Below are 19,906 nucleotides of genomic sequence, written 5' to 3'. Positions count from 1 at the left end.
GACATATTGTATTGTAGGCGGTAGCGAATTGCCTATGGCAAAGGTTTATGAACCAGCCAGCTAATCAAATTTCAATGCAGCTCCCGTTTCGTCAAAGCGTAACAGGTCGATCTCGCCATCCGCATCCGTTATTTCCGCCTCGGCTAGAACCCCGTTAGCATGATAGGTGTAGACATGGCGTAATTCCACTTCGCCATAGACCAGTTTTTCCAGCAGCATCAGACGTTCATCGGCAGCGTAGCAGCCGCGGAAGTAGGTGTTGCGGTTTTCCAGATGGCTTTCGTCTGCCAGTTCGTTGACCAGTTTCAAGGGTAGTTTTACGCCGCTATAGCTAATGAAATAGCGGGTATCGCAGTTTTCTAATTCCACTTCAATTTTCCCAAGTCAAAGAAACTAATTTCCGCAATATTTGTGTCGGAATAAGCGAGCCGAATTGTCTGGGTTTCTTGCCGGTCTAAGCGGATAACGCTGTGGTAAATCGTCCGCTACGGGTCTTGATTGTCGGATTTGCTACATGGCGGGTTAAGTAACGGAGGCTTGGAAATGTCACAACTGCGCCAATGACAGGGCCGATACGCATAGCGCATCAGTCAAGCACAGTCTGGCTTCGTTTTTGCTTGACCCAGGTTTTTAATCAGCCTGGTGCCTATGAAACTGTTTCTGGATTGGTCGTCTTATGAAAATGCCGGGATGGGCGACGCCTATGCTGATATTCCCAAGCATGGCGCCGATTTCGCCAAGGCCGTGGCGGTGTGTATCGGCAGCAAGCAATGCGAACGGGATGCTAAAGGGGTGATGTGCCCTAGCTATAGGGTTACGCAAAATGCTGGTTTATCGCCGGGCGGACGAGTAAGGGCGTTGAAGGCAGCTTTGAACGCCGATAATGATGCGGCTTTTTTCAATCCGGAACTGGCCGAAACCATGGCCTTGTGTATCAGTTGCAAGGGTTGTAAGCGCGAGTGTGAGAACGAAGTGGATATGGCCTTGATCAAGGCCGAGTTTCTGGCGCAGCAAGTGCAGCGCAATGGCTTGACGCTGCGGCGGCGCCTGTGGGCGGAGTTACCGAAAATACTGCGTTGGCGCGCGCTCCGACCCTTAATCCAGTGGCGCAATCGCATGCCGCTGCTGGCGCGTTTAGGCGAAGCCTGGCTGGGCATCAGCGCCAAAGTCCGCTTGCCGGAACCTGCCGCGCAAGCGTTTCAGGTGCCGGCCCAATCCGAATTAAGTTTGCATCCGGAGTTAGTCGAGAAACAGGTTGTGCTGCTGGTCGATACCTTCAATTATTACTTCAATCCGGCCGCCGCCGAAGCCGCTAAAAAGCTGCTGAATACCGCCGGTTATCATGTGCATATCGCTACACCCTTGGCTGGCGATGAAGCGGATCGGCCCTTGTGCTGTGGCCGCACTTATTTTTCCAATGGTCTGATCGATAAGGCCCACATCGAAGCGCAGCGCATGCTGGGGGCTCTCGCCGAGCATGTCGCTGCGGGGCGCACGATCATTGGTCTGGAGCCATCCTGCATTCTGAGTTTACGCGACGAATATCTAAAGCTGGGTTTAGGCGAACCGGCGCAAAAACTGGCGGAAAAGGTGTTGTTACTGGAAGAGTTTATCGTCCGCGAACAAGCCGGCAAACGCTGGCCTATCGAGTTTCAAGCCATCCCCGGCGTTAACAGTTTGCTGTTGCACGGCCACTGCCATCAAAAAGCCGTTGGTGCGATCAAGTCGGTGCGCAAACTGCTGAAACAACTCCCCGATCTGAAATTCGAACTGATCGAATCGTCCTGCTGCGGCATGGCCGGCAATTTTGGTGTCGAAGCCGAGCATTACGACCAAGCCCAAGCCATGGCCGAGTTGGCCTTATTTCCAGCACTGCGTGCCGAACCTGACGCACTGCTGGTCAGCAATGGTTTCTCTTGTCGGCAGCAGATCGGCAATGGCGGTTTCGCCAAGCCGCTGCATTTAGCCGAAGTACTTTGTTTAGCCTTACCGTCACAGGATTGATGCTATGAAACTAACTATCGACAAACGTCATCTCGAACAACTGCTTAACGATCACCCCCGCTTGCAAAGCATCAATGAGCAATTGCGTTTTGGCACCAAGGCGCAAGTGCCTTACGATTTACTCAGTGAGGCAGAATTAGCCAGTCTGGCTGGCATCTACTTGCAACAAGGCGAAGCCTTACAACAGCAAGCGGCGCTATTGATAGCTTTGCAAGCGGCGCTGGCCGACAACAGCCATCGCTACAACGTCGATCAACTGGAAATGTTGTTGCCGGCTATTGCCAATTATTTATTGGAGGGTGGGCTGCGTGGTTGGCTATTTCATGTGCAGCCTTCCGGCAGAACCTTGGCTTATCTGATCACCCGCCTGGATTACACGCCACCAGGGGAGGAAGAAGCCGGGCGGATCTTGATCGAATTAAAAGCCAACACCAAGGGTAAAATCATGGTTGAGAGCCTCATCATTCGTAGCAAAGATCTGGCGAACAAAACCATCCCGGAGATTTTTGCCACCAAAGGTTATTTAAAAGAAACCCCGGAATTAATCGCCAGTTACGATGAGGCTACCGCGCGGTATTTTGACTGGCGGGCGCGCTATGGCGAACAGTTTTCCGGGTGGGGTACCGGCGAATATGCCGAGGATCCAACCGCCAGCCATCGCAGCAGCGACTGGACGCGCAAGAATACGGTAGTCATGTCCTCCGGCGGCGGGATCTGCCGTTTGGTCAACGACGAGAATATCCTCAGCGAACGGGCTTTGAGCCTGGACGCATCCGGCGACATTCTTGGCACTTATCTGCGCAAAGCCGGCAAAAGCATGCGCTACGACAGCAAAACCGAAAGCGCCATGGAAGCCGCCAAAGCCGAGGTACCCAAGGGCATGTTTACAGAAATGCCGGTGCATGGCTATATCCTTATGTTTCATCTGGAATTGCATCACCATGTCTGGGTGCATGTCGATGATACCCAGCCTTATGTGTATCAGCCGGAGTTGAAACAAAAGCTGATCCTGCCGCCCGAACAAACCGATCTGATCGATATCCTGACGGCGGAAATGGACATGTTGATGGACGACATCGTCGCCGGCAAATCCGGCGGTACCACGGTGCTTTGCGCCGGACCGGCCGGCGTGGGCAAGACATTGACCGCCGAAGTCTATTCGGAAATCATCAAGCGGCCTTTGTATCGGGTGCATTCCGGGCAGTTGGGTTTAAACGTCGCGGAGATGGAAAAAACCTTGAAGGACACTTTGATCCGCGCCCAGCGCTGGGGGGCGGTGATGCTGATCGACGAAGCCGACGTTTACATCAAAAGCCGCGCCGACAACCTGGCCTCCAATGCCGTGGTCGGTGTGTTCTTGCGGGTGCTGGAATATTTTAACGGCTTGTTATTCCTGACCACCAATCGGGTGGACGACATCGACGAAGCCATCATTTCCCGTTGTATCGCCATGCTGCGCTACCACGCCCCGGATCATGCGGACAGATGCAAAATCTGGCGGGTCATGACCGAGCAATTTAGCTTGCCGGTCAGGGAAGAATTGATCGACGAACTGGCGGCCATCTTTCCTGGGGCTACGGGGCGCGACATCAAGGGCTTGACCAAACTGGTCGCTAAATTCTGCCAGCAAAAACAACTGGCGCCGGAGTTGGAGGTGTTCAAGCGTTGTTCGGTGTTTAGAGGCCTGGAGTTGCTGGACGAAGCCGCCTAGTTTGAAAAGCGGGTGTCTGTTTTCCTCGAATAGGGGTGAATTACAAATACACTTAATATTGTTACTGTTTTATTAAGTAAAACAATAAATTACCGCTTGCGTGTATTGTTGAATTTAAATAAGCCGATATAGTGAATGCGAGATTTCGTTTCGACCGATAAACGGTCCGGGAGGCAAAATGAAGATCGCTAAGATAGGAAATACCGGCATAGCTATGCTGATCGTTGTCATTGCCGGTTTGCTCGGCATATTACCGATGGGATTGGTCTTTTCCATATTGCTCTTTGCCGCATTGATGCGTGGTAGCGTGATGTTGATTGATAAAGCCATTGATAGCGGGGCACAAGCGAAGGAAATTGATCGGCATTAATTCCGGTTGGCATATTTGCCAATTGCTTGAAGTTTAGGAAAACTAATGGGTAGCGATGCCCGGCTTTACGGCTTTTATGCTGGGATTCACGTTGTTTATCCCAGTCTATCGGCTGCTCTAGGAGGGAGTCGACGACAGGAGAGCGTTTAGACATCGCTCCCATCGGGATTTGGCTGTTCTCCTCTCTGCTGTAATTGCTGCACTCGTTTTCTCAATGAGAGGTTTTCCTTCACCTCATCGACGTATTCACCAACCCCTTCTGCAATCCATTTTGCTTCAGTGACTTGCTTTATCTGGGGAATTATGACATCGATCATCTTAATGAGATCTTTGTGTCGCGCTGCACCGGGCACTATAGCGGAAAGCCCTTCCCGGAGACGGCTGAGGTTTGATAGAGCTCGATCATGACCATCGATAAACTCCGAGACTTGCTGGGCGATATCTTCGGCATCCGCATTTAGTGCTTCATACCGTACAGTACGCAGCTGACGTCGGGCTGCCATGTTACCGATTTCGCCCTCCATGACTAAGGAGAGGGCTTCATGCTTCTTTTGAGCGAGCGCTAAGACTTGAGCTTGCCTTGTGCTTTGAATTGATCGCCACAGGTTGACGCAAGAAATAATGAAGCCTAGCACTCCAAGAGTTCCCGTAAGCATTGAAGTGGTCATGTAAATTTTCCTTTTAGATGCCGCAATTCGGATTTCTTTGAGTTTTAAGTTCGCGATGCCCGACTACCAGTAGGTTTAAAAATGACGAAAAACATTGCGTCAAAACGATGTCCAAGTTTTTGAAAAACAGAAATATCTTTTCATTTCAACTGTATCGCTTTATTTGATATGGCCTAAATCAAATTGGTTAACCATCAACAGATTACCCAAACTACTTCTGCAACCGCCCCCGCCGCGCATCCATCGGATTCTGCTTTAAAGGTCGATAAATCTCGACACGATCTTCGGCGCTGAGATTTTTGTCCAAATTACAAACCACCCCAAAAATCCCGACCTTCTGCTGACTTAAATCAATTTCCGGAAACTCCCGCAAGATGCCGGAAGCTTCTATGGCTAGTTCGACGGTGGAATTCGCCGCCAGGCTAATGGGAATAAGCAGTTGTCGCTCCGGCGTGGCATAAGCCACTTCCACCGCTATCAAATCATCCGCCATACAAGGCTTTGGCACGTTGGGTGAAGGAGGTGACCATGGTGTTGCAGATTTGGTTGAACACCGGACCAAAGGCCAAATTGGCCAGCATCCCGGAGATTTCAAACTCCAGGTCCAGCGAGATTTTGCTGGCGTCTTCGCGCAGCGGCATGAAACTCCAAAAGCCCTCTAGCGAGGAAAACGGCCCGTCCAGCAAACTGATTTGGATTCTGCCGCCTTGATCGATTTTGTTACGTGTAGTGAAGGATTTATGAAAGCCGGCCTTGGCGATGTCGATTTGGCCTTCGACGATATTGCCTTCACGCTTCAATATTTTGCTGCCGGAGCACCAGGGTAAGAATTTGGGATACGACTCGATGTCATCCACTAGGTCAAACATTTGTTTGGCAGAGAATTTGACCAAGGCGCTTTTTTGTACAACCGTGATCATTTACAGCACCCCGAGTACATGTAAGAAGACGATGAATACGGCAGCTGGTGCCACGTATTTAATCAGGAAGTGCCAAGCTTGAAAGCCTTGCGCCGGCAACTCCAATTCTTGTTCGGCATGGGCTTGTTTCATCATCCAGCTGGCAAACACGGCGATGCACAAACCGCCCAAGGGCAGCATCAGGTTGGCGGTCAGGTAATCCAGCAGTTCGAACAGATTTTTATCGAAGATTTTAAAGTTGGACCAAATATTAAACGAAAAAACCACGGCCACGCCCAAGCCCCAGCAGGCAGTGCCGGACCAGACACAGGCTTTTTGCCTATCGATATTTTTGTTTTCCACCAGCCAGGCTACGGTCGGTTCGATCAAGGAAATGGACGAGGTGAGGGCGGCGAAAAACAGCAGTACAAAAAACAGGACGCCGAATAACCAACCGCCACTCATGTGACCAAAGGCTAACGGCAGCGTTTGAAAGATCAAGCCCGGTCCGGTGGCAACTTCCAGTTGGTTGGCAAACACCAAGGGAAAAATGGCGATGCCGGCCAGCAAGGCTACGGCGGTATCCGCGCCGGCGATGAAAAATGTGGTTTTGGCAATCGACACATGACCGGGCAGGTAAGAACCGTACACCATAATGGCACCCATGCCCAAGCTCAGCGTGAAGAAGGCGTGGCCCATGGCGGTAAGCACCGCGTCAGCGGTGATTTTGCTGAAATCGGGGCTGAATAGAAAGTGGATGCCTTGCGCGTAATAGCCTGATGCCATCGCATAAGCCACTAAAATGATCAGGATCACGAACAAGGCAGGCATCAAAAACCGTACGGCTTTTTCCAGGCCGCCTTTTACACCGCGCATTACGACTTGCATGGTGATGAACATAAACACGGTGTGCCAGAAAATTTGCTGGATAGGGCTGGCCATCAAATTGTCGAATATCTCCTTAACTTCGCCGCCGTCGGTACCGAAAAAGCCACCGAAAAACGCTTTGAAGATGTAAGCCATAGCCCAGCCGGCAATCACGCTATAGTAGGCCAGGATTAAAAAACCGGCGATCATGCCCATCCAGCCCAAATAGCCCCAGCGCGGATCGACTTTGGCTTCGGCAGCTAGGGTTTGCATGGTGTTGATCGGGCTTTGCCGGCCGCGGCGGCCCAGCATGATTTCCGCGATCATGATGGGTATGCCGATGGCTGCCACGCAGATTAAATAGACCATCACAAAAGCGCCGCCACCGTTTTGGCCGGTGATGTAAGGAAATTTCCATATATTACCCAACCCAACCGCCGAACCGGTGGCGGCCAGAATAAAGGCGAAACGGGAGGACCATTCGCCGTGAATGGATGGGGTTTTATCGGTCATGTTGGAGAGCCCTTGTGTTTTTATGTCGTTATTTAACGGGTGTGTGAGTAAAATATCAAAATTCACGTTTTCAGTCAGTTTAAAAAATCTTCGCTACGCAATGGCAGCCAAAAAATCCAAGAAGGACAACAAAGCCACCGATAACACCATCGCGGTTAATCGCCAGGCTTCCCACGAGTACACCATAGACGAGACTTTCGAAGCCGGTTTGGTGTTGGAAGGCTGGGAAGTGAAAAGCTTGCGCGACGGACGGATCCAGTTGAAAGAGAGCTATGTCGAGATCAGACGCGGCGAGGCGTGGTTGAGCGGGGCGCATGTGTCGGCTTTATTGTCGGCATCGACGCACGTCAATCCCGACGCCGTGCGCAAGAAGAAATTATTGCTGCATCGGCGGGAATTGAACAAGCTGATCGGCTCGGTGGAGCGCAAGGGCTACACCTTGATTCCATTGTCGATGTATTGGATTAAGGGCCGTGCCAAGTTGAAAATCGGTCTGGCGAAAGGTAAAAAATTGCACGACAAACGCGCGGCGTCCAAAGACAAAGATTGGCAACGCGACCGCGCCCGCATCATGAAACACGGCTAATCTCGATGGCGACGCATCCTAATTTACTGGAGGCAGACAACAGCGTGTTGCTGGTGGTGGACATTCAACAGCGTTTGTCGGCGGCGATGCCCGTTACAGACTTGCAGCAGATGCTTACACACGGCCAGCGTTTATTGCGAGCGGCCGGACTGCTGGATGTGCCGGTGTTGTTGACAGAACAGTATCCGCAAGGGCTAGGGCCTACTCAAGCAGATATTGGTGAGTGTTTGCCCGGCAGTGCCCGGATTTTCAATAAAACCGGTTTTTCTTGTTGCGCTGCGGACGGTTTCAAGCAAGCCTTGGCTGACACCGGTCGGCAGCAAGTGGTGATAATCGGTCAGGAAGCGCATGTGTGCGTGTTGCAAACCGCGCTTGAATTGTTAAGTGCAAACTATCAAGTGCATGTGTTGGCGGATGTAGTTTGCTCGCGCCAAGTCCTGCACAAAGATTACGCCTTGCAGCGCATGCAGCAGCAAGGTGTTACGTTGAGTTGTCACGAATCCGTGTTGTTCGAATGGTTGCGGGATGCTCGGCATAGTCATTTCAAAACTATTTCGGCGCTTTTGCGCTAGTGCCACGGGGGATCAATGCTACGGAAGGGATGGAACGCGGTCTTACTGGGACTGTTGCTGATACAAGGTTGTGCGGAGCCGCTGCCGCCGCTGCATACGTTTAGCGGTTTTGCGCAAGGGACCACTTACCATATTAGCTATTGGGCGCCGCAAGCCCTGGACGAGGCGCAAATCACCGCTGAAGTTGAAAAGGTTTTCCTGGATTTGGATAAAACCTTATCCAATTACCGACCTGACTCGCTAATCGAGCAGTTCAATGCCAACGTTTCGACCGAAGCTCAGCCAGTAGGCGAGGAAATCGTGGCTTTGGTTAAAATCGCGCAGAACGTCAGCGCCCTGAGCCAGGGGTGTTACGATTTGACGATCAAACCTTTGTTCGAGCTGTGGGGCTTCATGGGTGATGATTTGACTATTCCCGACGATGCAACGTTACAGGCCGCTTTGGCGAATGTCGGCATGGACAAATTGCAGTTGGTGGACGATAGCCATATATCAAAAAAACTGCCGAGCTTGCGTGTCGATGTGTCGTCGATAGCCCAGGGTTACAGCGTAGAGAAAATCAGCAATGCGCTGCAGGCTATGGGTATCCAAAACTACTTGGTGGAAATAGGCGGCGAGTTGAAAGCGCTGGGTAGCAAACCGGACGGCAAGGCTTGGCGGATTGCGGTAGAAAAACCGCTGCCGGGCGAACAAAAAATGCATAAGGTCGTGACCTTGCCCAAAGACAGCCCGATGTCGGTGATGACTTCCGGCACGTATCGGCATTATTTCGATGTCAAAGGTAAACGTTACAGCCACATCCTTGATGCCCGCAACGGTGCGCCGGTTACCCACGATTTAGTGGCGGTCAGTGTGTTTAATGAAAGTCCGACTATCGCCGATGCCTGGTCTACCGCTTTGTTATGCCTGGGGCAGGAAGAGGGGATGAAACTTGCCGATGCCGAGAAATTGCAGGTGATGTTTATTCAGCAGCAAGGCACCGAGTTTTTGGAAAGTAAAACTAGAGCCTTGACCATGTCCACCCAAGTGACGATTAACTAGGCTTAGTTCTATCGTGGTAGTATCCGCGCAAAACTAAATCGGGGGAGATTTTATGTGGGGTCTAAACGATCACTTGACGTTCGCCGTGCATGGTGGCGGCGACAACGGCGGCGGAGTGGCCGGCGGGGTGGAGAACTTATTGTCCTTCCTGGAAATGCTGGTGCGCCAATCTCCGTCGGAAAGTTTTAATAGTGTGTTACCGGGCGTTGCGGCTTTAGAAAATATTCATCCCTTGTTGGTGCATTTTCCGATTGCGTTGCTGACCTTGTTCTTTACATTGGATTTGATCGGCAGCTTGGCGAATCGCTCGGAATGGCGGCAGATTGCCGGTGCATTTTTGTATCTGGGTACTGTGTTTGCCGCGCTTACCGTGGCGGCGGGTTTGGTGGCTGCCGCGAGTGTGGCGCATGGTGGTGATGTTCACGAGATTATGGAGCATCACGAACATCTGGGTATCTCGGTATTGAGTCTGGCCGCGCTGCTGTCAGCTTGGCGCTTGCTGAGTAAAGGGCTGATAGCCGGACCGGCAAACACACTGTTTTTATTACTGGCGGCGATTTTATCGGCTTTGCTGGCTTTTACCGCCGATCTGGGTGGGCTTATGGTTTATAAGCATGGTGTGTCCGTGCAAGCGGCAGATCAGGTCAATCGCGCGGCAGCACTGGCCCATGAACACGAGGGCGTTGCGCCGCTGAATGTGCCTGCAACGTCTGAGGAAACCGAAATTGAAGATTTGAATCCGGAAGATAGCCATCAGGATGAAACGCCGCATGGCGCTGCCGGTCATCATCACGACCATGATCATGCGCATTGACGCCCACCTGAGGAGCCACCGGACGAAGGCTGACAAGGGTCAGCCTTTTTTTATTGGCGCGGACATGACATATCGGATACCTGTGTTATTCTACGCCGCCATTTTTTATGAGGCTTTCGATGCGTACCCGCGTTAAAATTTGCGGCTTTACCCAGGTGGAGGATGCGCTTTATGCGGCCAATTTGGGCGTCGACGCGATTGGGTTGGTGTTTTATTCGCCTAGTCCAAGAAACGTCAGTATTGAACAAGCCGCAAGCATCAGTAGAGCGTTGCCAGCTTTTGTTAACGTGGTAGCCTTGTTCGTCGATGCTGAGCCGGCTTTGATCCGCGAAGTATTGAATAAAGTAAGGGTGGATTGCCTGCAATTTCATGGCGACGAGCCTGCTGAGGATTGCCGGATTTACGATAAGTCGTATATCAAAGCCATTCGCATGCAATCCGATACCGACGTCGTAGGATTGCAACAGCAGTACCACGATGCGGCCGGGTTACTGTTGGATGCTTATCATCCGGGCGTGCAGGGCGGCAGCGGTAGCAGTTTTGACTGGGATTTGATTCCAAAGGCCCGCAGTTTGCCGATCATTCTCGCGGGTGGATTGATACCGGAAAATGCCGGGGAAGCGATTAAAGCGGTAAAACCGTATGCGCTGGATGTCAGCAGCGGTGTTGAGGCCGGGAAAGGCATCAAGGATGCGGCGAAAATGGCTGCTTTCATAAGAATAACTAATCAAGCGACTTGAGAACTATGACAGAAAGATACGATATGCCGGATACCCGGGGCCATTTCGGGCCTTACGGCGGTATTTTTGTTGCGGAAACGCTGATGCCGGCCATAACCGAACTGAACGAAGCCTACCAGCGCTATATGCTGGATCCGGAGTTTATTGCCGAGCTGGATGCGGATCTGCGCGATTATGTTGGCCGGCCGTCGCCGCTGTATCACGCCGAACGCTGGAGCCAGCATCTGGGCGGTGCGCAGATTTATCTGAAGCGTGAAGATCTCAATCACACCGGCGCGCACAAGGTAAATAACACTGTTGGGCAAGCTCTGCTGGCGAAGCGCATGGGCAAGACTCGTATCATCGCCGAAACCGGCGCTGGCCAGCACGGCGTTGCAACTGCCACTGTAGCTGCGCGCCTGGGTTTGGAATGCGTAGTGTATATGGGCGCTGTCGATGTCGCGCGCCAAGCCTTGAATGTTTACCGGATGAAGTTGTTGGGCGCCACCGTGGTGCCGGTCGAGTCGGGTTCCAAAACTCTCAAAGACGCGCTGAACGAAGCTTTGCGCGATTGGGTGACCAATATCGATAATACGTTTTACATTATTGGTACCGTAGCCGGTCCGCATCCTTATCCTGCCATGGTCCGTGACTTCCAGGCCGTGATAGGCCGAGAAGCGCGCCAACAATGCCTGGATCAAGCCGGCAAATTGCCCGACGCCTTAGTCGCTTGCGTTGGTGGCGGTTCCAATGCCATTGGCTTGTTCTATCCGTTTATCGACGATGCCGACGTGAAGATGTATGGTGTCGAGGCTGCCGGCGACGGCATCGAAACCGGTCGTCATTCCGCGCCGTTATCGGCCGGCAGACCCGGCGTATTGCACGGCAATCGCACCTATCTGATGGCCGACGACGACGGTGAGATTATTGAAACCCATTCGATTTCCGCCGGTCTGGATTATCCCGGTGTCGGCCCGGAGCACGCCTGGTTGAAAGATACCGGCCGCGCTCAATATCCGAATATTACCGACGATGAGGCGCTGCAAGGCTTCCATGCTCTGACCAAAATGGAAGGCATTATCCCGGCGTTGGAGTCCAGCCACGCGATGGCTTACACGATGAAACTGGCGCCCACCATGCGCAAGGATCAAATTATTATCGTCAACCTGTCCGGACGCGGCGACAAAGACATGCACACCATTATGCAACGCGAGGGCATCAGTCTATGAGCCGTTTAGCCAATAAATTTGCTGAATTAAAAGCCTCCGGGCGCAAAGCCTTGATCCCTTTTATTACAGCCGGCGATCCTTATCCGGAATTTACCGTACCACTGCTGCATGAAATGGTGGCAGCCGGTGCCGACGTGATCGAGCTAGGCGTACCTTTCTCCGATCCAATGGCTGATGGACCAGTGATACAACGCGCCAGCGAGCGGGCTTTATCTCATCATGTTGGCTTGCGGAAAGTATTGAGCATGGCCATGGAGTTTCGTAAAACCGATCAGGACACCCCATTGGTGTTGATGGGCTATTTAAATCCTATTGAAATCATGGGTTACGAAGACTTTGCGAATGCCGTACAGCGCGCTGAGGTTGATGGCGTATTGACGGTGGATTTGCCGCCGGAAGAATCCGAGTCTTGTGTTCGCATGCTGCGCGACCGCGGCATCGATCAAATTTTTTTATTAGCGCCGAACACCAATGCTGAACGGATCCAGAAAATGGATGCAGTGGGCAGCGGTTACTTGTATTACGTGTCTCTGAAAGGCGTCACGGGTGCCGGCCATCTGGATACCGCCGATGTCGAAGAAAAGTTGCAACTCATTCGCCAGAATACTGCACTGCCGGTTGGGGTTGGTTTTGGTGTTAAAGATGCCGATACGGCGAAAACCATCGCCGCGATTGCTGACGGCGTCGTGGTGGGTAGCGCGTTGATCAGTAAAATAGAAGCGAATCTCGATGATCCTCAGCGAGCCAAGCATGAGATCATCACTTTATTGAAATCCATGCGCGCAGCCATGGATGTTTAAGCTTTCAAGCGGAGACTACACCGAATGAGTTGGTTTGAAAAACTGGTTCCCTCTGCCATCAGAACCGAATCCTCGCAGAAGAAAACCACCGTGCCGGAAGGCTTGTGGAATAAATGTCCGCGTTGCGATGCGATTTTGTTTAACGCCGAGCTGGAGAAAAACTTAAGCGTTTGCCCAAAATGCGATCACCATTTACGCATTTCGGCGCGCAAACGCCTGAATATGTTTTTGGATGAAGATGGATGTCAAGAAATCGGTGCTGGATTAAAGCCCAGCGATCCTTTGAAATTTAAGGACAGCAAGCGCTATAAAGACCGGATTAGTCAGGCGCAAAAACAAAGCAACGAAAACGATGCGTTGGTGGTGATGAAGGGCACACTTAAAGGTGTCGGTATCGTTGCTGCGGCGTTTGATTTTGGTTTCATGGGCGGCTCGATGGGTTCGGTGGTTGGTGAGCGATTCGTGCGTGGCGTCAACGAAAGTTTGCGTTTGGGTGTGCCGTTCATCGTCTTTACTGCCAGTGGCGGTGCCAGAATGCAGGAGTCTTTGTTCTCGCTGTTTCAAATGACCAAAACCAGCGCGGCCTTGACCAAACTAGCCGAAGCCGGGATTCCGTATATTTCCTTCATGACCGACCCCACCATGGGGGGGGTGTCGGCCAGTCTGGCGATGTTGGGCGATATTAACGTCGCGGAACCGGATGCTTTGATCGGCTTTGCCGGCCCGCGAGTCATCGAACAAACGGTGCGGGAAAAATTGCCGGAAGGCTTCCAACGTAGCGAATTTCTGCAGGAACACGGGGCCATAGACATGATCGTTGATCGTCGCGAGATGCGCGATAAAATAGCCAGCATCCTGGCTATTATGTGCGCCGGCAGCAGCGCCGACGTGGTCGGAGTGATTGCCACCAGCGAGCCATTAAGCAATCAGGGTGAGAGCGATAATCTGCAGTCTCAGGAATAAATACGGTCGAAATGACACGTTTTGATTCGCTGCAAGCCTGGTTGGATTGGCAGGAAAAACTACATCCTCGGCCTATCGATTTAGGGTTGGGAAGAGTTGCCGGCGTATATCGGCAGCTTAATCCCGAACAAAAAAAACCGCTAACCATCACCGTTGCCGGTACCAACGGCAAGGGTTCCTGCGTGGCGTTTCTGGAAGCGATTTATCGGGCCGCGGGCTACCGGGTTGGCGCCTACACATCGCCGCATATTTTGCGCTATAACGAACGCATTCGTATTGATGGTGTGCCGGTCGAGGATGCCTTGATTTGCGATGCTTTTACCCGCATTGATGCGGCGCGCGGCGAGACCAGTTTGAGCTATTTCGAGTTTGGCACGTTGGCAGCCTTGGGTATTTTCGCCGAGGCAGATCTGGATATTCAGTTACTGGAAGTCGGTTTAGGCGGCAGACTTGATGCGGTGAATATTATTGACCCCGATGCAGCGATTGTGACGACGATAGCACTTGATCATGTGGATTGGCTGGGGCATACCGAAGAAGCCATCGGTCGGGAAAAAGCCGGCATTTTTAGAGCCGGTGTGGCGGCTATAATCGGCGATGCGCAAGCGCCACGCTCAGTAGTCGAAGTAGCCGAGCAAGTCGGAGCCATTGCGCTGCAAATGGACAGCGAATTCAGTTATCAAAAACAGCGCGATAGCTGGGAATGGCGCTCTGCGGATAAGCAAATAGATCGCTTGCCGGCGCCGGCGTTTAAGGGCGAACACCAATATCGAAATGCTTCCGCGGCGATTATGGCTATAAACACCCTACAGCCTTTATTAGCGGTCAGTGACGATGCAATTCGGCAAGGCTTGGAAAGTGCCCGGCTAGCAGGACGTTTTCAGTTGATTGCCGGCGCGCCGCGCATTTTGCTTGATGTCGGGCACAACCCGCAGGCTGTGCAAACATTAATCAACTATTTGTCTGAATACTTCCCCGAGATCAGAATACATGCAGTTTTTGCAATGATGCGGGATAAAGATATTGCCGGCGTATTGAACATGATGCGCGACAGAGTGACCACGTGGTATTTAGCGCCACTTGCTAATCCTCGCGCTGCAACTCCGGATATGTTAGAAACCATCTTTCAGCAACAAGGCCTGGATAACGTCCGTAGCGGTTTTACCGATTTTACCGAGGCATTTCAAACCGCCCGGCAAAATACCGGACAGGACGACTTGCTTTTGATTTTTGGTTCTTTTTTTCTAGTATCCGAATATTTATCGAAATTTTCTTAGAGGTGATCAGAATGGATCAAGAGTTAAAGCAGCGATTGATTGGTGCGGCGGTCATTACCGCGTTGGCGGCGATTTTCGTGCCGATGTTATTTGACGACCCGATAGACGAAACCGGCAAAAGCATCAATGAATTGAAAATTCCCGAGCTGCCTGCCAAGGCTCAAGATGTGGAAATCATGCCTTTGCCGGAAAAAGTTGAAGAGGTGGCGGAAACTCTGCCGGCCGAGACTGCGCCCAAACAAACGATGAAAGTGCTGGAAGAAGGCGAATCGGAAGCAGAGTTGGAAGCGCCCAAGCCACAAGTTAAATTGACCGCTAAAGAGACCGCGCCGGCGCTACGCAGTCTGCCGGCCGCCAAACCTGCTACACAGGCGGCAGCCGTGGCGCAAGTCGATGAAGAACCCGCTGAAGCGGAAGACGTGCCGCCGGCAGTCCTTAGCAAGCCAAGTAAATCGCCGGCGCCTGCCGTCCAGCCTTTACAAGCGGTGAGTCCGACTCCGAAAGTGCTTAAACCGGTTAACAAATTACCTGAACCCAAAGCAGAGGTAGCGGCAGTTGCGGCCCCTGCACAGGTGGCTACACCGGCCAGCAAAGCGCCGGCGGCGGCCGAGGACAGCAATCGCTGGTATTTGCAAGTGGGTACGTTCAGTCAAAAACCTAACGCCGTCAGTTTGCAGGATAATCTGAAGCAACAAGGTTTCGCCGCATCGGTCAGGGAGGTAGCCAGCGATAAAGGTACTGTGTTTAAAGTTCGCATAGGGCCTATCGTCGATAAAGCCAAGGCCCAGGCAGTTAAAGCCAAATTGGCGCAAATTAACGTCAACAGTTTTGTTTCGGCGGACGAATAGTCGTTTGTTTGATTTAGCCGGCTAGACCATGTTGGATTTTGTACCCTGGGCCAAGTTGCTGTGGGTGGATTACGTCGTCATCTCCATTATCTTGATTTCGGCGATAATGGGCCTAATGCGCGGATTTGTTAAAGAAGCGTTTGCATTGGTGCTTTGGATAGTGGCGGTATGGGTGGCAACGCAGTACTGCCGGGAAGTTTCGGTATTGTTGCAATCGACCATCAGCTATCCTTCGGCCAGAATCGCCGCCGCGTTCGCGTTGCTTTTTTTCGCCACCTTAATTTTGGGTAGTTTAATCAGTTTTTTGCTGAGTCAGCTTATCGAGAAGACCGGCTTGACCGGTAGTGATCGTCTGCTGGGTATGTTATTCGGTATTGCCCGGGGGGCGGTACTGGTTTCCTTGTTGGTGATGCTGGCCGGGCTAACGCCGTTGCCGGAAGATCCCTGGTGGAAACAATCCCTTCTCATTCCTCCGTTCCAAGCCTTGGCGATGTGGTTGAAAACCCACATGCCGACCGGTTTGGCGGATTACATCCATTATCGATAACTTGGGTCTGCTATGTGTGGTATTGCCGCTATTGTTTCCAATCAAAGTGTTAATCAGGATTTATACGACGCCCTGACGGTACTTCAGCACCGGGGTCAGGATGCCGCCGGTATTGTCACGTGCGACGGTAGCCGTTTGCATTTGCGTAAGGATAACGGTTTGGCGCGGGATGTATTTTCCAGCAAGCAAATGATGAAGCTGAAAGGTAATATGGGCATAGCCCATGTGCGCTATCCGACCGCCGGTTGCACCAGTTCTGCGGAAGCCCAGCCTTTTTACGTGAACTCGCCGTTTGGTTTGACCTTGGCGCACAATGGCAACCTGACCAATACCGAAGAACTGAAATACCAGGTGTTCATGGATGACCAACGTCACATCAATACCGATTCAGATTCCGAAGTATTGTTGAACGTATTCGCGCATGAATTGGCGCAATTCGGCAAACTCAAACTAACCGTGGATGATGTGTTTCAAGCGGTTAGCGCGGTACATAAGCGGATTCGCGGCGCTTACGCGGTAGTGGTGATGATTGCCGGTTTCGGCGTATTGGGTTTCCGCGACCCGCACGGTATTCGCCCCATTGTGTTCGGCAAACGCAAAACCGAGGAGGGCACTGATTACATGATCGCTTCCGAAAGCGTGGCGCTGGACGTGTTGGATTTTCAATTGATACGCGACATTGAGCCGGGCGAGGCCGTGTTTATCGAAGCGGATGGTCAGTTACATACCCGGCAATGTACCGAATTAGTCGATCATTGCCCGTGTATTTTCGAATATGTGTATTTCGCCCGGCCGGATTCGATCATCGACAATATTTCGGTGTACAAAGCCAGAATGCGGATGGGCAGAAAACTGGCAGAAAAAATTCAACGGGAATGGCCGGACCACGACATCGACGTGGTGATTCCGATTCCGGATACCAGCCGTACCGCTGCGTCGCAGATTGCCCACGACCTGGGTGTGAAGTTTCGCGAAGGCTTTATGAAAAACCGCTATATCGGCCGGACCTTTATCATGCCCGGTCAAAAAATGCGAAAAAAATCGGTCAAGCAAAAGTTAAATGCCATTTCGCTGGAATTCGACGGTAAGAATGTATTGTTGGTAGACGATTCCATCGTGCGCGGCACGACTTCCGAGCAGATCATCCAGATGGCCCGCGATGCCGGTGCCAAGAAAGTATATTTTGCGTCTGCGGCGCCGCCGGTTCGTTATCCCAATGTCTATGGCATTGATATGCCTGCCGCGCATGAGTTAATAGCGCACGACCGTACCGAGGAGGAAATTTGCCAGGCCTTGGGCGCGGATAAGCTGATTTATCAAAGCTTGGACGATCTGATCGAAGCGGTCGGTAGAGGTAATCCGGACATCAAGCATTTCGATACCTCATGCTTCAGCCACGATTACATTACCGGCGATATCGACGATGCTTATCTGGCGCGCATCGAAGCCTTGCGCAATGACAATGCGCAAGAATTGCGCAACAGCAGCAGCTTTATCATAGAGATGCAGGTTGCAAAGTAACAGGACCCGAAATGAGTGAATTTGATTGGCAAGATTATGCCCCAGAAACTCAGGCCATCCGCACTGGGCACAAGCGTACTCACGAAGACGAACATAGCATTCCTATATTTGCAACCTCCAGCTATGTGTTCAAATCGGCTGAGGAAGCGGCGCTGCGCTTTACCGGAAAGCAACCCGGCAATATCTACTCGCGTTTCACCAATCCGACCGTCAGCGCGTTTCAAGAGCGTTTAGCGTATCTGGAAAAAGGCGAGCGCTGCCTGGCGTTTGCGTCGGGCATGGCCGCGATCATGGCGGTCGGCATGGCTCTGCTGAAGGCCGGCGACCATGTAGTCTGTTCGCGCAGTGTGTTTGGCAACACGGTACTGACTTTCCAAAATTATTTCGGCAAATTTGGCGTCGAGACCGATTTCGTCAGCTTGACCGATCCGGCGGCCTGGGAAGCGGCGATTAAGCCTAATACCCGGTTTTTGTTTCTGGAAACGCCTTCAAACCCGTTAATCGAAATCGCCGACATTCAGGCCATAGCCGATATAGCGCATCGGCATGGTGCGCTCCTGGTGGTTGATAACGTGTTCTGCACGCCGATCTTGCAACAGCCATTAACCTTCGGCGCCGATTTGGTGGTGCATTCCACGACCAAATACATTGACGGCCAAGGGCGTTGCGTCGGCGGTGCGGTGGTGGCTAATGAAGAATTGATCGAAAAATACGTGTATCCCTATCTGCGTACCGGCGGTGCGACGATGAGTCCGTTCAATGCCTGGGTGTTTCTGGGTGGACTGGAAACGCTGGCTTTGCGCATGAAAGCACACTGCGACAATGCTTTTGAACTGGCCAAATGGCTGGAGCAACAACCGGCCGTAGCCAAGGTGCATTACCCCGGATTGGAATCGCATGCCCAGCACGAGTTGGCTAAGCGCCAGCAGACGCATTTCGGCGCAGTGGTCAGTTTCGAATTGCAAGGTGGCAAAGATCATGCCTGGCAGCTGATTGATTCGACACGCATGTTGTCGATTACGGCGAATTTGGGCGATGTTAAAACCACCATCACTCACCCAGCGACCACTACACATGGCCGCTTGAGCCCGGAGGCCAGAGCCGAAGCGGGAATCAAAGACAGCTTGGTGAGAATTTCGGTGGGTTTGGAAAATGTCGATGACATCAAGGCCGATTTGCTTAACGGACTGACAAATTGTTGATGGTGCGGGTCGGTCAAGCCTGCTGTCGCGCCACGCAAATCCAAAATTAAGCTATCTTTGACCGACGTTATAGAGAGATTGCGATCATGTTTCAGGATAGAAAAGAGTACCGAAAAAACTTTAACGCGGAAGGCCAACTGTTTGTGGGTGGCGAAACCTTGCAACTGAATTGCTACGATGTGTCGCTGAAAGGCGCGATGGTCGAAGTCAGTCCTGGCGATTTGCTCACCACTATCCAGGATTTCGAAGCGTTGCTGAACGAAGACCGGCAAGCTGAAATATTTGTCGCCGAATTAATGTTGGCCGGCGAGGTGGATATTGTTTGGGTTAAAAGGGAACGCAACCGCATCATGATGGGCCTGGAGTTTCGGGATGTCGTGCATAACGCCCACAAACTTTGGCGCAAGCGGTGCGGTTACCGCAAACTCGAAGCGTTTAAAGCCGAATTGTTTATCGACAAGGAGCGCTTCAACGTGGAAGGTGTGAATCGTTCGGTACAGGGTATGTGCCTGAAATTAACCGGTCATCATTCCTGTATTAAGGTCAACGCTCCGGTTAAGTTGTTGGCTGCTGAACTGGGATTGAGCGCTTTGGGCAAAGTGGTTTGGGTCGAGAGCAACGAGCTGGTCACCCGCCTCGGTCTGCAACTGGTCATCGTTAAATAAAGTCAGGTTAACCCGCTTGCGCCGGTTCATTCGCTCTGGGGAGTTTTGGGTCAGACGTTAACGTGCACAATACGAATATGTATATCGCAG

22 protein-coding genes are annotated in these 19,906 nt (G+C 52.0%); 17 read left to right on the top strand and 5 right to left on the bottom strand.

Annotated elements, in window-relative coordinates; genetic code table 11:
• Positions 1-60 precede the first annotated feature (60 nt).
• Positions 61-369: a DUF6156 family protein gene (locus tag JL719_RS12380; RefSeq protein ID WP_033158667.1), complete on the bottom strand. Its 309-nt coding sequence runs from the start codon at positions 367-369 to the stop codon at positions 61-63.
• Positions 370-648: 279 nt separating this feature from the next.
• On the opposite strand from JL719_RS12380, the gene JL719_RS12375 reads away from it, so the two are divergent.
• From JL719_RS12375 to JL719_RS12365, 3 genes are all read left to right on the top strand, one after another.
• Positions 649-2,004 (top strand): (Fe-S)-binding protein, encoded by a 1,356-nt coding sequence (locus tag JL719_RS12375; protein WP_033158666.1) that lies wholly within the window; start codon positions 649-651, stop codon positions 2,002-2,004.
• A 4-nt stretch (positions 2,005-2,008) separates the two neighbouring features.
• Positions 2,009-3,715, top strand: a complete 1,707-nt coding sequence (locus JL719_RS12370) for an AAA family ATPase (RefSeq protein ID WP_033158665.1) — start codon at positions 2,009-2,011, stop codon at positions 3,713-3,715.
• Positions 3,716-3,893: 178 nt separating this feature from the next.
• On the top strand, positions 3,894-4,085 hold the full coding sequence (locus JL719_RS12365) for a hypothetical protein (RefSeq protein ID WP_033158664.1): 192 nt from the start codon (positions 3,894-3,896) through the stop codon (positions 4,083-4,085).
• 146 nt (positions 4,086-4,231) lie between these two features.
• Here JL719_RS12365 and JL719_RS12360 read toward each other — a convergent pair whose 3' ends face one another.
• The 4 genes from JL719_RS12360 to JL719_RS12345 form a co-directional block, all read right to left on the bottom strand.
• The gene (locus JL719_RS12360) at positions 4,232-4,753 is read right to left on the bottom strand and encodes a hypothetical protein (RefSeq protein ID WP_033158663.1); all 522 of its coding nucleotides are present in this window, start codon (positions 4,751-4,753) and stop codon (positions 4,232-4,234) included.
• A 211-nt stretch (positions 4,754-4,964) separates the two neighbouring features.
• On the bottom strand, positions 4,965-5,231 hold the full coding sequence (locus tag JL719_RS12355; RefSeq protein ID WP_201799047.1) for an RnfH family protein: 267 nt from the start codon (positions 5,229-5,231) through the stop codon (positions 4,965-4,967).
• Between the two features lie 4 nt (positions 5,232-5,235).
• Positions 5,236-5,673, bottom strand: coding sequence for a type II toxin-antitoxin system RatA family toxin (locus tag JL719_RS12350; protein WP_201798987.1), 438 nt, complete (start codon positions 5,671-5,673; stop codon positions 5,236-5,238).
• Entirely contained in the window at positions 5,674-7,032 is a 1,359-nt protein-coding gene (locus JL719_RS12345) for a sodium-dependent transporter (protein ID WP_033158661.1), read from the bottom strand.
• A gap of 100 nt (positions 7,033-7,132) precedes the next feature.
• Between JL719_RS12345 and smpB the strand changes: the two genes are divergently transcribed.
• From smpB to JL719_RS12275, 14 genes are all read left to right on the top strand, one after another.
• Positions 7,133-7,618 (top strand): SsrA-binding protein SmpB, encoded by a 486-nt coding sequence (gene smpB, locus JL719_RS12340; RefSeq protein ID WP_020481594.1) that lies wholly within the window; start codon positions 7,133-7,135, stop codon positions 7,616-7,618.
• Between the two features lie 5 nt (positions 7,619-7,623).
• On the top strand, positions 7,624-8,190 hold the full coding sequence (locus tag JL719_RS12335; protein ID WP_033158660.1) for a hydrolase: 567 nt from the start codon (positions 7,624-7,626) through the stop codon (positions 8,188-8,190).
• Positions 8,191-8,205: 15 nt separating this feature from the next.
• Complete coding sequence (locus JL719_RS12330) at positions 8,206-9,231, top strand: FAD:protein FMN transferase (protein ID WP_033158659.1); 1,026 nt, start codon at positions 8,206-8,208, stop codon at positions 9,229-9,231.
• A 52-nt stretch (positions 9,232-9,283) separates the two neighbouring features.
• Positions 9,284-10,045, top strand: a complete 762-nt coding sequence (locus tag JL719_RS12325; RefSeq protein WP_033158658.1) for a DUF2231 domain-containing protein — start codon at positions 9,284-9,286, stop codon at positions 10,043-10,045.
• Positions 10,046-10,164: 119 nt separating this feature from the next.
• Positions 10,165-10,785 (top strand): phosphoribosylanthranilate isomerase, encoded by a 621-nt coding sequence (locus JL719_RS12320; protein ID WP_033158657.1) that lies wholly within the window; start codon positions 10,165-10,167, stop codon positions 10,783-10,785.
• 5 nt (positions 10,786-10,790) lie between these two features.
• On the top strand, positions 10,791-11,993 hold the full coding sequence (trpB, locus tag JL719_RS12315; RefSeq protein ID WP_033158656.1) for a tryptophan synthase subunit beta: 1,203 nt from the start codon (positions 10,791-10,793) through the stop codon (positions 11,991-11,993).
• Entirely contained in the window at positions 11,990-12,793 is an 804-nt protein-coding gene (trpA, locus tag JL719_RS12310) for a tryptophan synthase subunit alpha (RefSeq protein WP_033158655.1), read from the top strand. The genes trpB and trpA overlap by 4 nt, the downstream gene beginning before the upstream one ends.
• A 24-nt stretch (positions 12,794-12,817) precedes the next feature.
• Positions 12,818-13,756 carry an acetyl-CoA carboxylase, carboxyltransferase subunit beta gene (gene accD, locus JL719_RS12305; protein ID WP_033158654.1) on the top strand — a complete coding sequence of 313 codons (939 nt, stop codon included), beginning with the start codon at positions 12,818-12,820 and terminating at the stop codon, positions 13,754-13,756.
• 11 nt (positions 13,757-13,767) lie between these two features.
• The gene (gene folC / locus JL719_RS12300) at positions 13,768-15,033 is read left to right on the top strand and encodes a bifunctional tetrahydrofolate synthase/dihydrofolate synthase (protein WP_033158653.1); all 1,266 of its coding nucleotides are present in this window, start codon (positions 13,768-13,770) and stop codon (positions 15,031-15,033) included.
• 11 nt (positions 15,034-15,044) lie between these two features.
• Entirely contained in the window at positions 15,045-15,881 is an 837-nt protein-coding gene (locus JL719_RS12295; protein ID WP_033158652.1) for an SPOR domain-containing protein, read from the top strand.
• A 28-nt stretch (positions 15,882-15,909) separates the two neighbouring features.
• A complete protein-coding gene (locus JL719_RS12290; protein ID WP_033158651.1) occupies positions 15,910-16,428 on the top strand; it encodes a CvpA family protein in 519 nt (172 codons plus the stop codon).
• 12 nt (positions 16,429-16,440) lie between these two features.
• Complete coding sequence (gene purF / locus JL719_RS12285; RefSeq protein ID WP_033158650.1) at positions 16,441-17,949, top strand: amidophosphoribosyltransferase; 1,509 nt, start codon at positions 16,441-16,443, stop codon at positions 17,947-17,949.
• Between the two features lie 11 nt (positions 17,950-17,960).
• Positions 17,961-19,151: an O-succinylhomoserine sulfhydrylase gene (locus JL719_RS12280; RefSeq protein ID WP_033158649.1), complete on the top strand. Its 1,191-nt coding sequence runs from the start codon at positions 17,961-17,963 to the stop codon at positions 19,149-19,151.
• Positions 19,152-19,237: 86 nt separating this feature from the next.
• A complete protein-coding gene (locus JL719_RS12275; protein WP_033158648.1) occupies positions 19,238-19,816 on the top strand; it encodes a PilZ domain-containing protein in 579 nt (192 codons plus the stop codon).
• The last annotated feature ends 90 nt before the right edge of the window (positions 19,817-19,906 follow it).

Origin of the sequence: Methylomonas sp. LW13 (genome assembly GCF_016865255.1) — a bacterium.
Taxonomy (GTDB): Bacteria; Pseudomonadota; Gammaproteobacteria; order Methylococcales; family Methylomonadaceae; genus Methylomonas.
The sequence above is the reverse complement of the archived record's forward strand: the minus strand, read 5'-3'. Positions and strand labels throughout refer to the sequence as shown.

What these genes read in the sequence shown, in the direction of transcription:
- JL719_RS12375 (WP_033158666.1), top strand. Translation starts at nt 649, where the DNA reads ATGAAACTGTTTCTGGATTGGTCGTCTTATGAAAATGCCGGGATGGGC.
- JL719_RS12290 (WP_033158651.1), top strand. Translation starts at nt 15,910, where the DNA reads ATGTTGGATTTTGTACCCTGGGCCAAGTTGCTGTGGGTGGATTACGTC.
- JL719_RS12335 (WP_033158660.1), top strand. Translation starts at nt 7,624, where the DNA reads ATGGCGACGCATCCTAATTTACTGGAGGCAGACAACAGCGTGTTGCTG.
- JL719_RS12325 (WP_033158658.1), top strand. Translation starts at nt 9,284, where the DNA reads ATGTGGGGTCTAAACGATCACTTGACGTTCGCCGTGCATGGTGGCGGC.
- JL719_RS12370 (WP_033158665.1), top strand. Translation starts at nt 2,009, where the DNA reads ATGAAACTAACTATCGACAAACGTCATCTCGAACAACTGCTTAACGAT.
- folC (WP_033158653.1), top strand. Translation starts at nt 13,768, where the DNA reads ATGACACGTTTTGATTCGCTGCAAGCCTGGTTGGATTGGCAGGAAAAA.
- purF (WP_033158650.1), top strand. Translation starts at nt 16,441, where the DNA reads ATGTGTGGTATTGCCGCTATTGTTTCCAATCAAAGTGTTAATCAGGAT.
- trpB (WP_033158656.1), top strand. Translation starts at nt 10,791, where the DNA reads ATGACAGAAAGATACGATATGCCGGATACCCGGGGCCATTTCGGGCCT.
- JL719_RS12295 (WP_033158652.1), top strand. Translation starts at nt 15,045, where the DNA reads ATGGATCAAGAGTTAAAGCAGCGATTGATTGGTGCGGCGGTCATTACC.
- JL719_RS12360 (WP_033158663.1), bottom strand. Translation starts at nt 4,753, where the DNA reads ATGACCACTTCAATGCTTACGGGAACTCTTGGAGTGCTAGGCTTCATT.
- JL719_RS12280 (WP_033158649.1), top strand. Translation starts at nt 17,961, where the DNA reads ATGAGTGAATTTGATTGGCAAGATTATGCCCCAGAAACTCAGGCCATC.
- trpA (WP_033158655.1), top strand. Translation starts at nt 11,990, where the DNA reads ATGAGCCGTTTAGCCAATAAATTTGCTGAATTAAAAGCCTCCGGGCGC.
- JL719_RS12275 (WP_033158648.1), top strand. Translation starts at nt 19,238, where the DNA reads ATGTTTCAGGATAGAAAAGAGTACCGAAAAAACTTTAACGCGGAAGGC.
- JL719_RS12365 (WP_033158664.1), top strand. Translation starts at nt 3,894, where the DNA reads ATGAAGATCGCTAAGATAGGAAATACCGGCATAGCTATGCTGATCGTT.
- JL719_RS12345 (WP_033158661.1), bottom strand. Translation starts at nt 7,032, where the DNA reads ATGACCGATAAAACCCCATCCATTCACGGCGAATGGTCCTCCCGTTTC.
- JL719_RS12350 (WP_201798987.1), bottom strand. Translation starts at nt 5,673, where the DNA reads ATGATCACGGTTGTACAAAAAAGCGCCTTGGTCAAATTCTCTGCCAAA.
- accD (WP_033158654.1), top strand. Translation starts at nt 12,818, where the DNA reads ATGAGTTGGTTTGAAAAACTGGTTCCCTCTGCCATCAGAACCGAATCC.
- smpB (WP_020481594.1), top strand. Translation starts at nt 7,133, where the DNA reads ATGGCAGCCAAAAAATCCAAGAAGGACAACAAAGCCACCGATAACACC.
- JL719_RS12330 (WP_033158659.1), top strand. Translation starts at nt 8,206, where the DNA reads ATGCTACGGAAGGGATGGAACGCGGTCTTACTGGGACTGTTGCTGATA.
- JL719_RS12320 (WP_033158657.1), top strand. Translation starts at nt 10,165, where the DNA reads ATGCGTACCCGCGTTAAAATTTGCGGCTTTACCCAGGTGGAGGATGCG.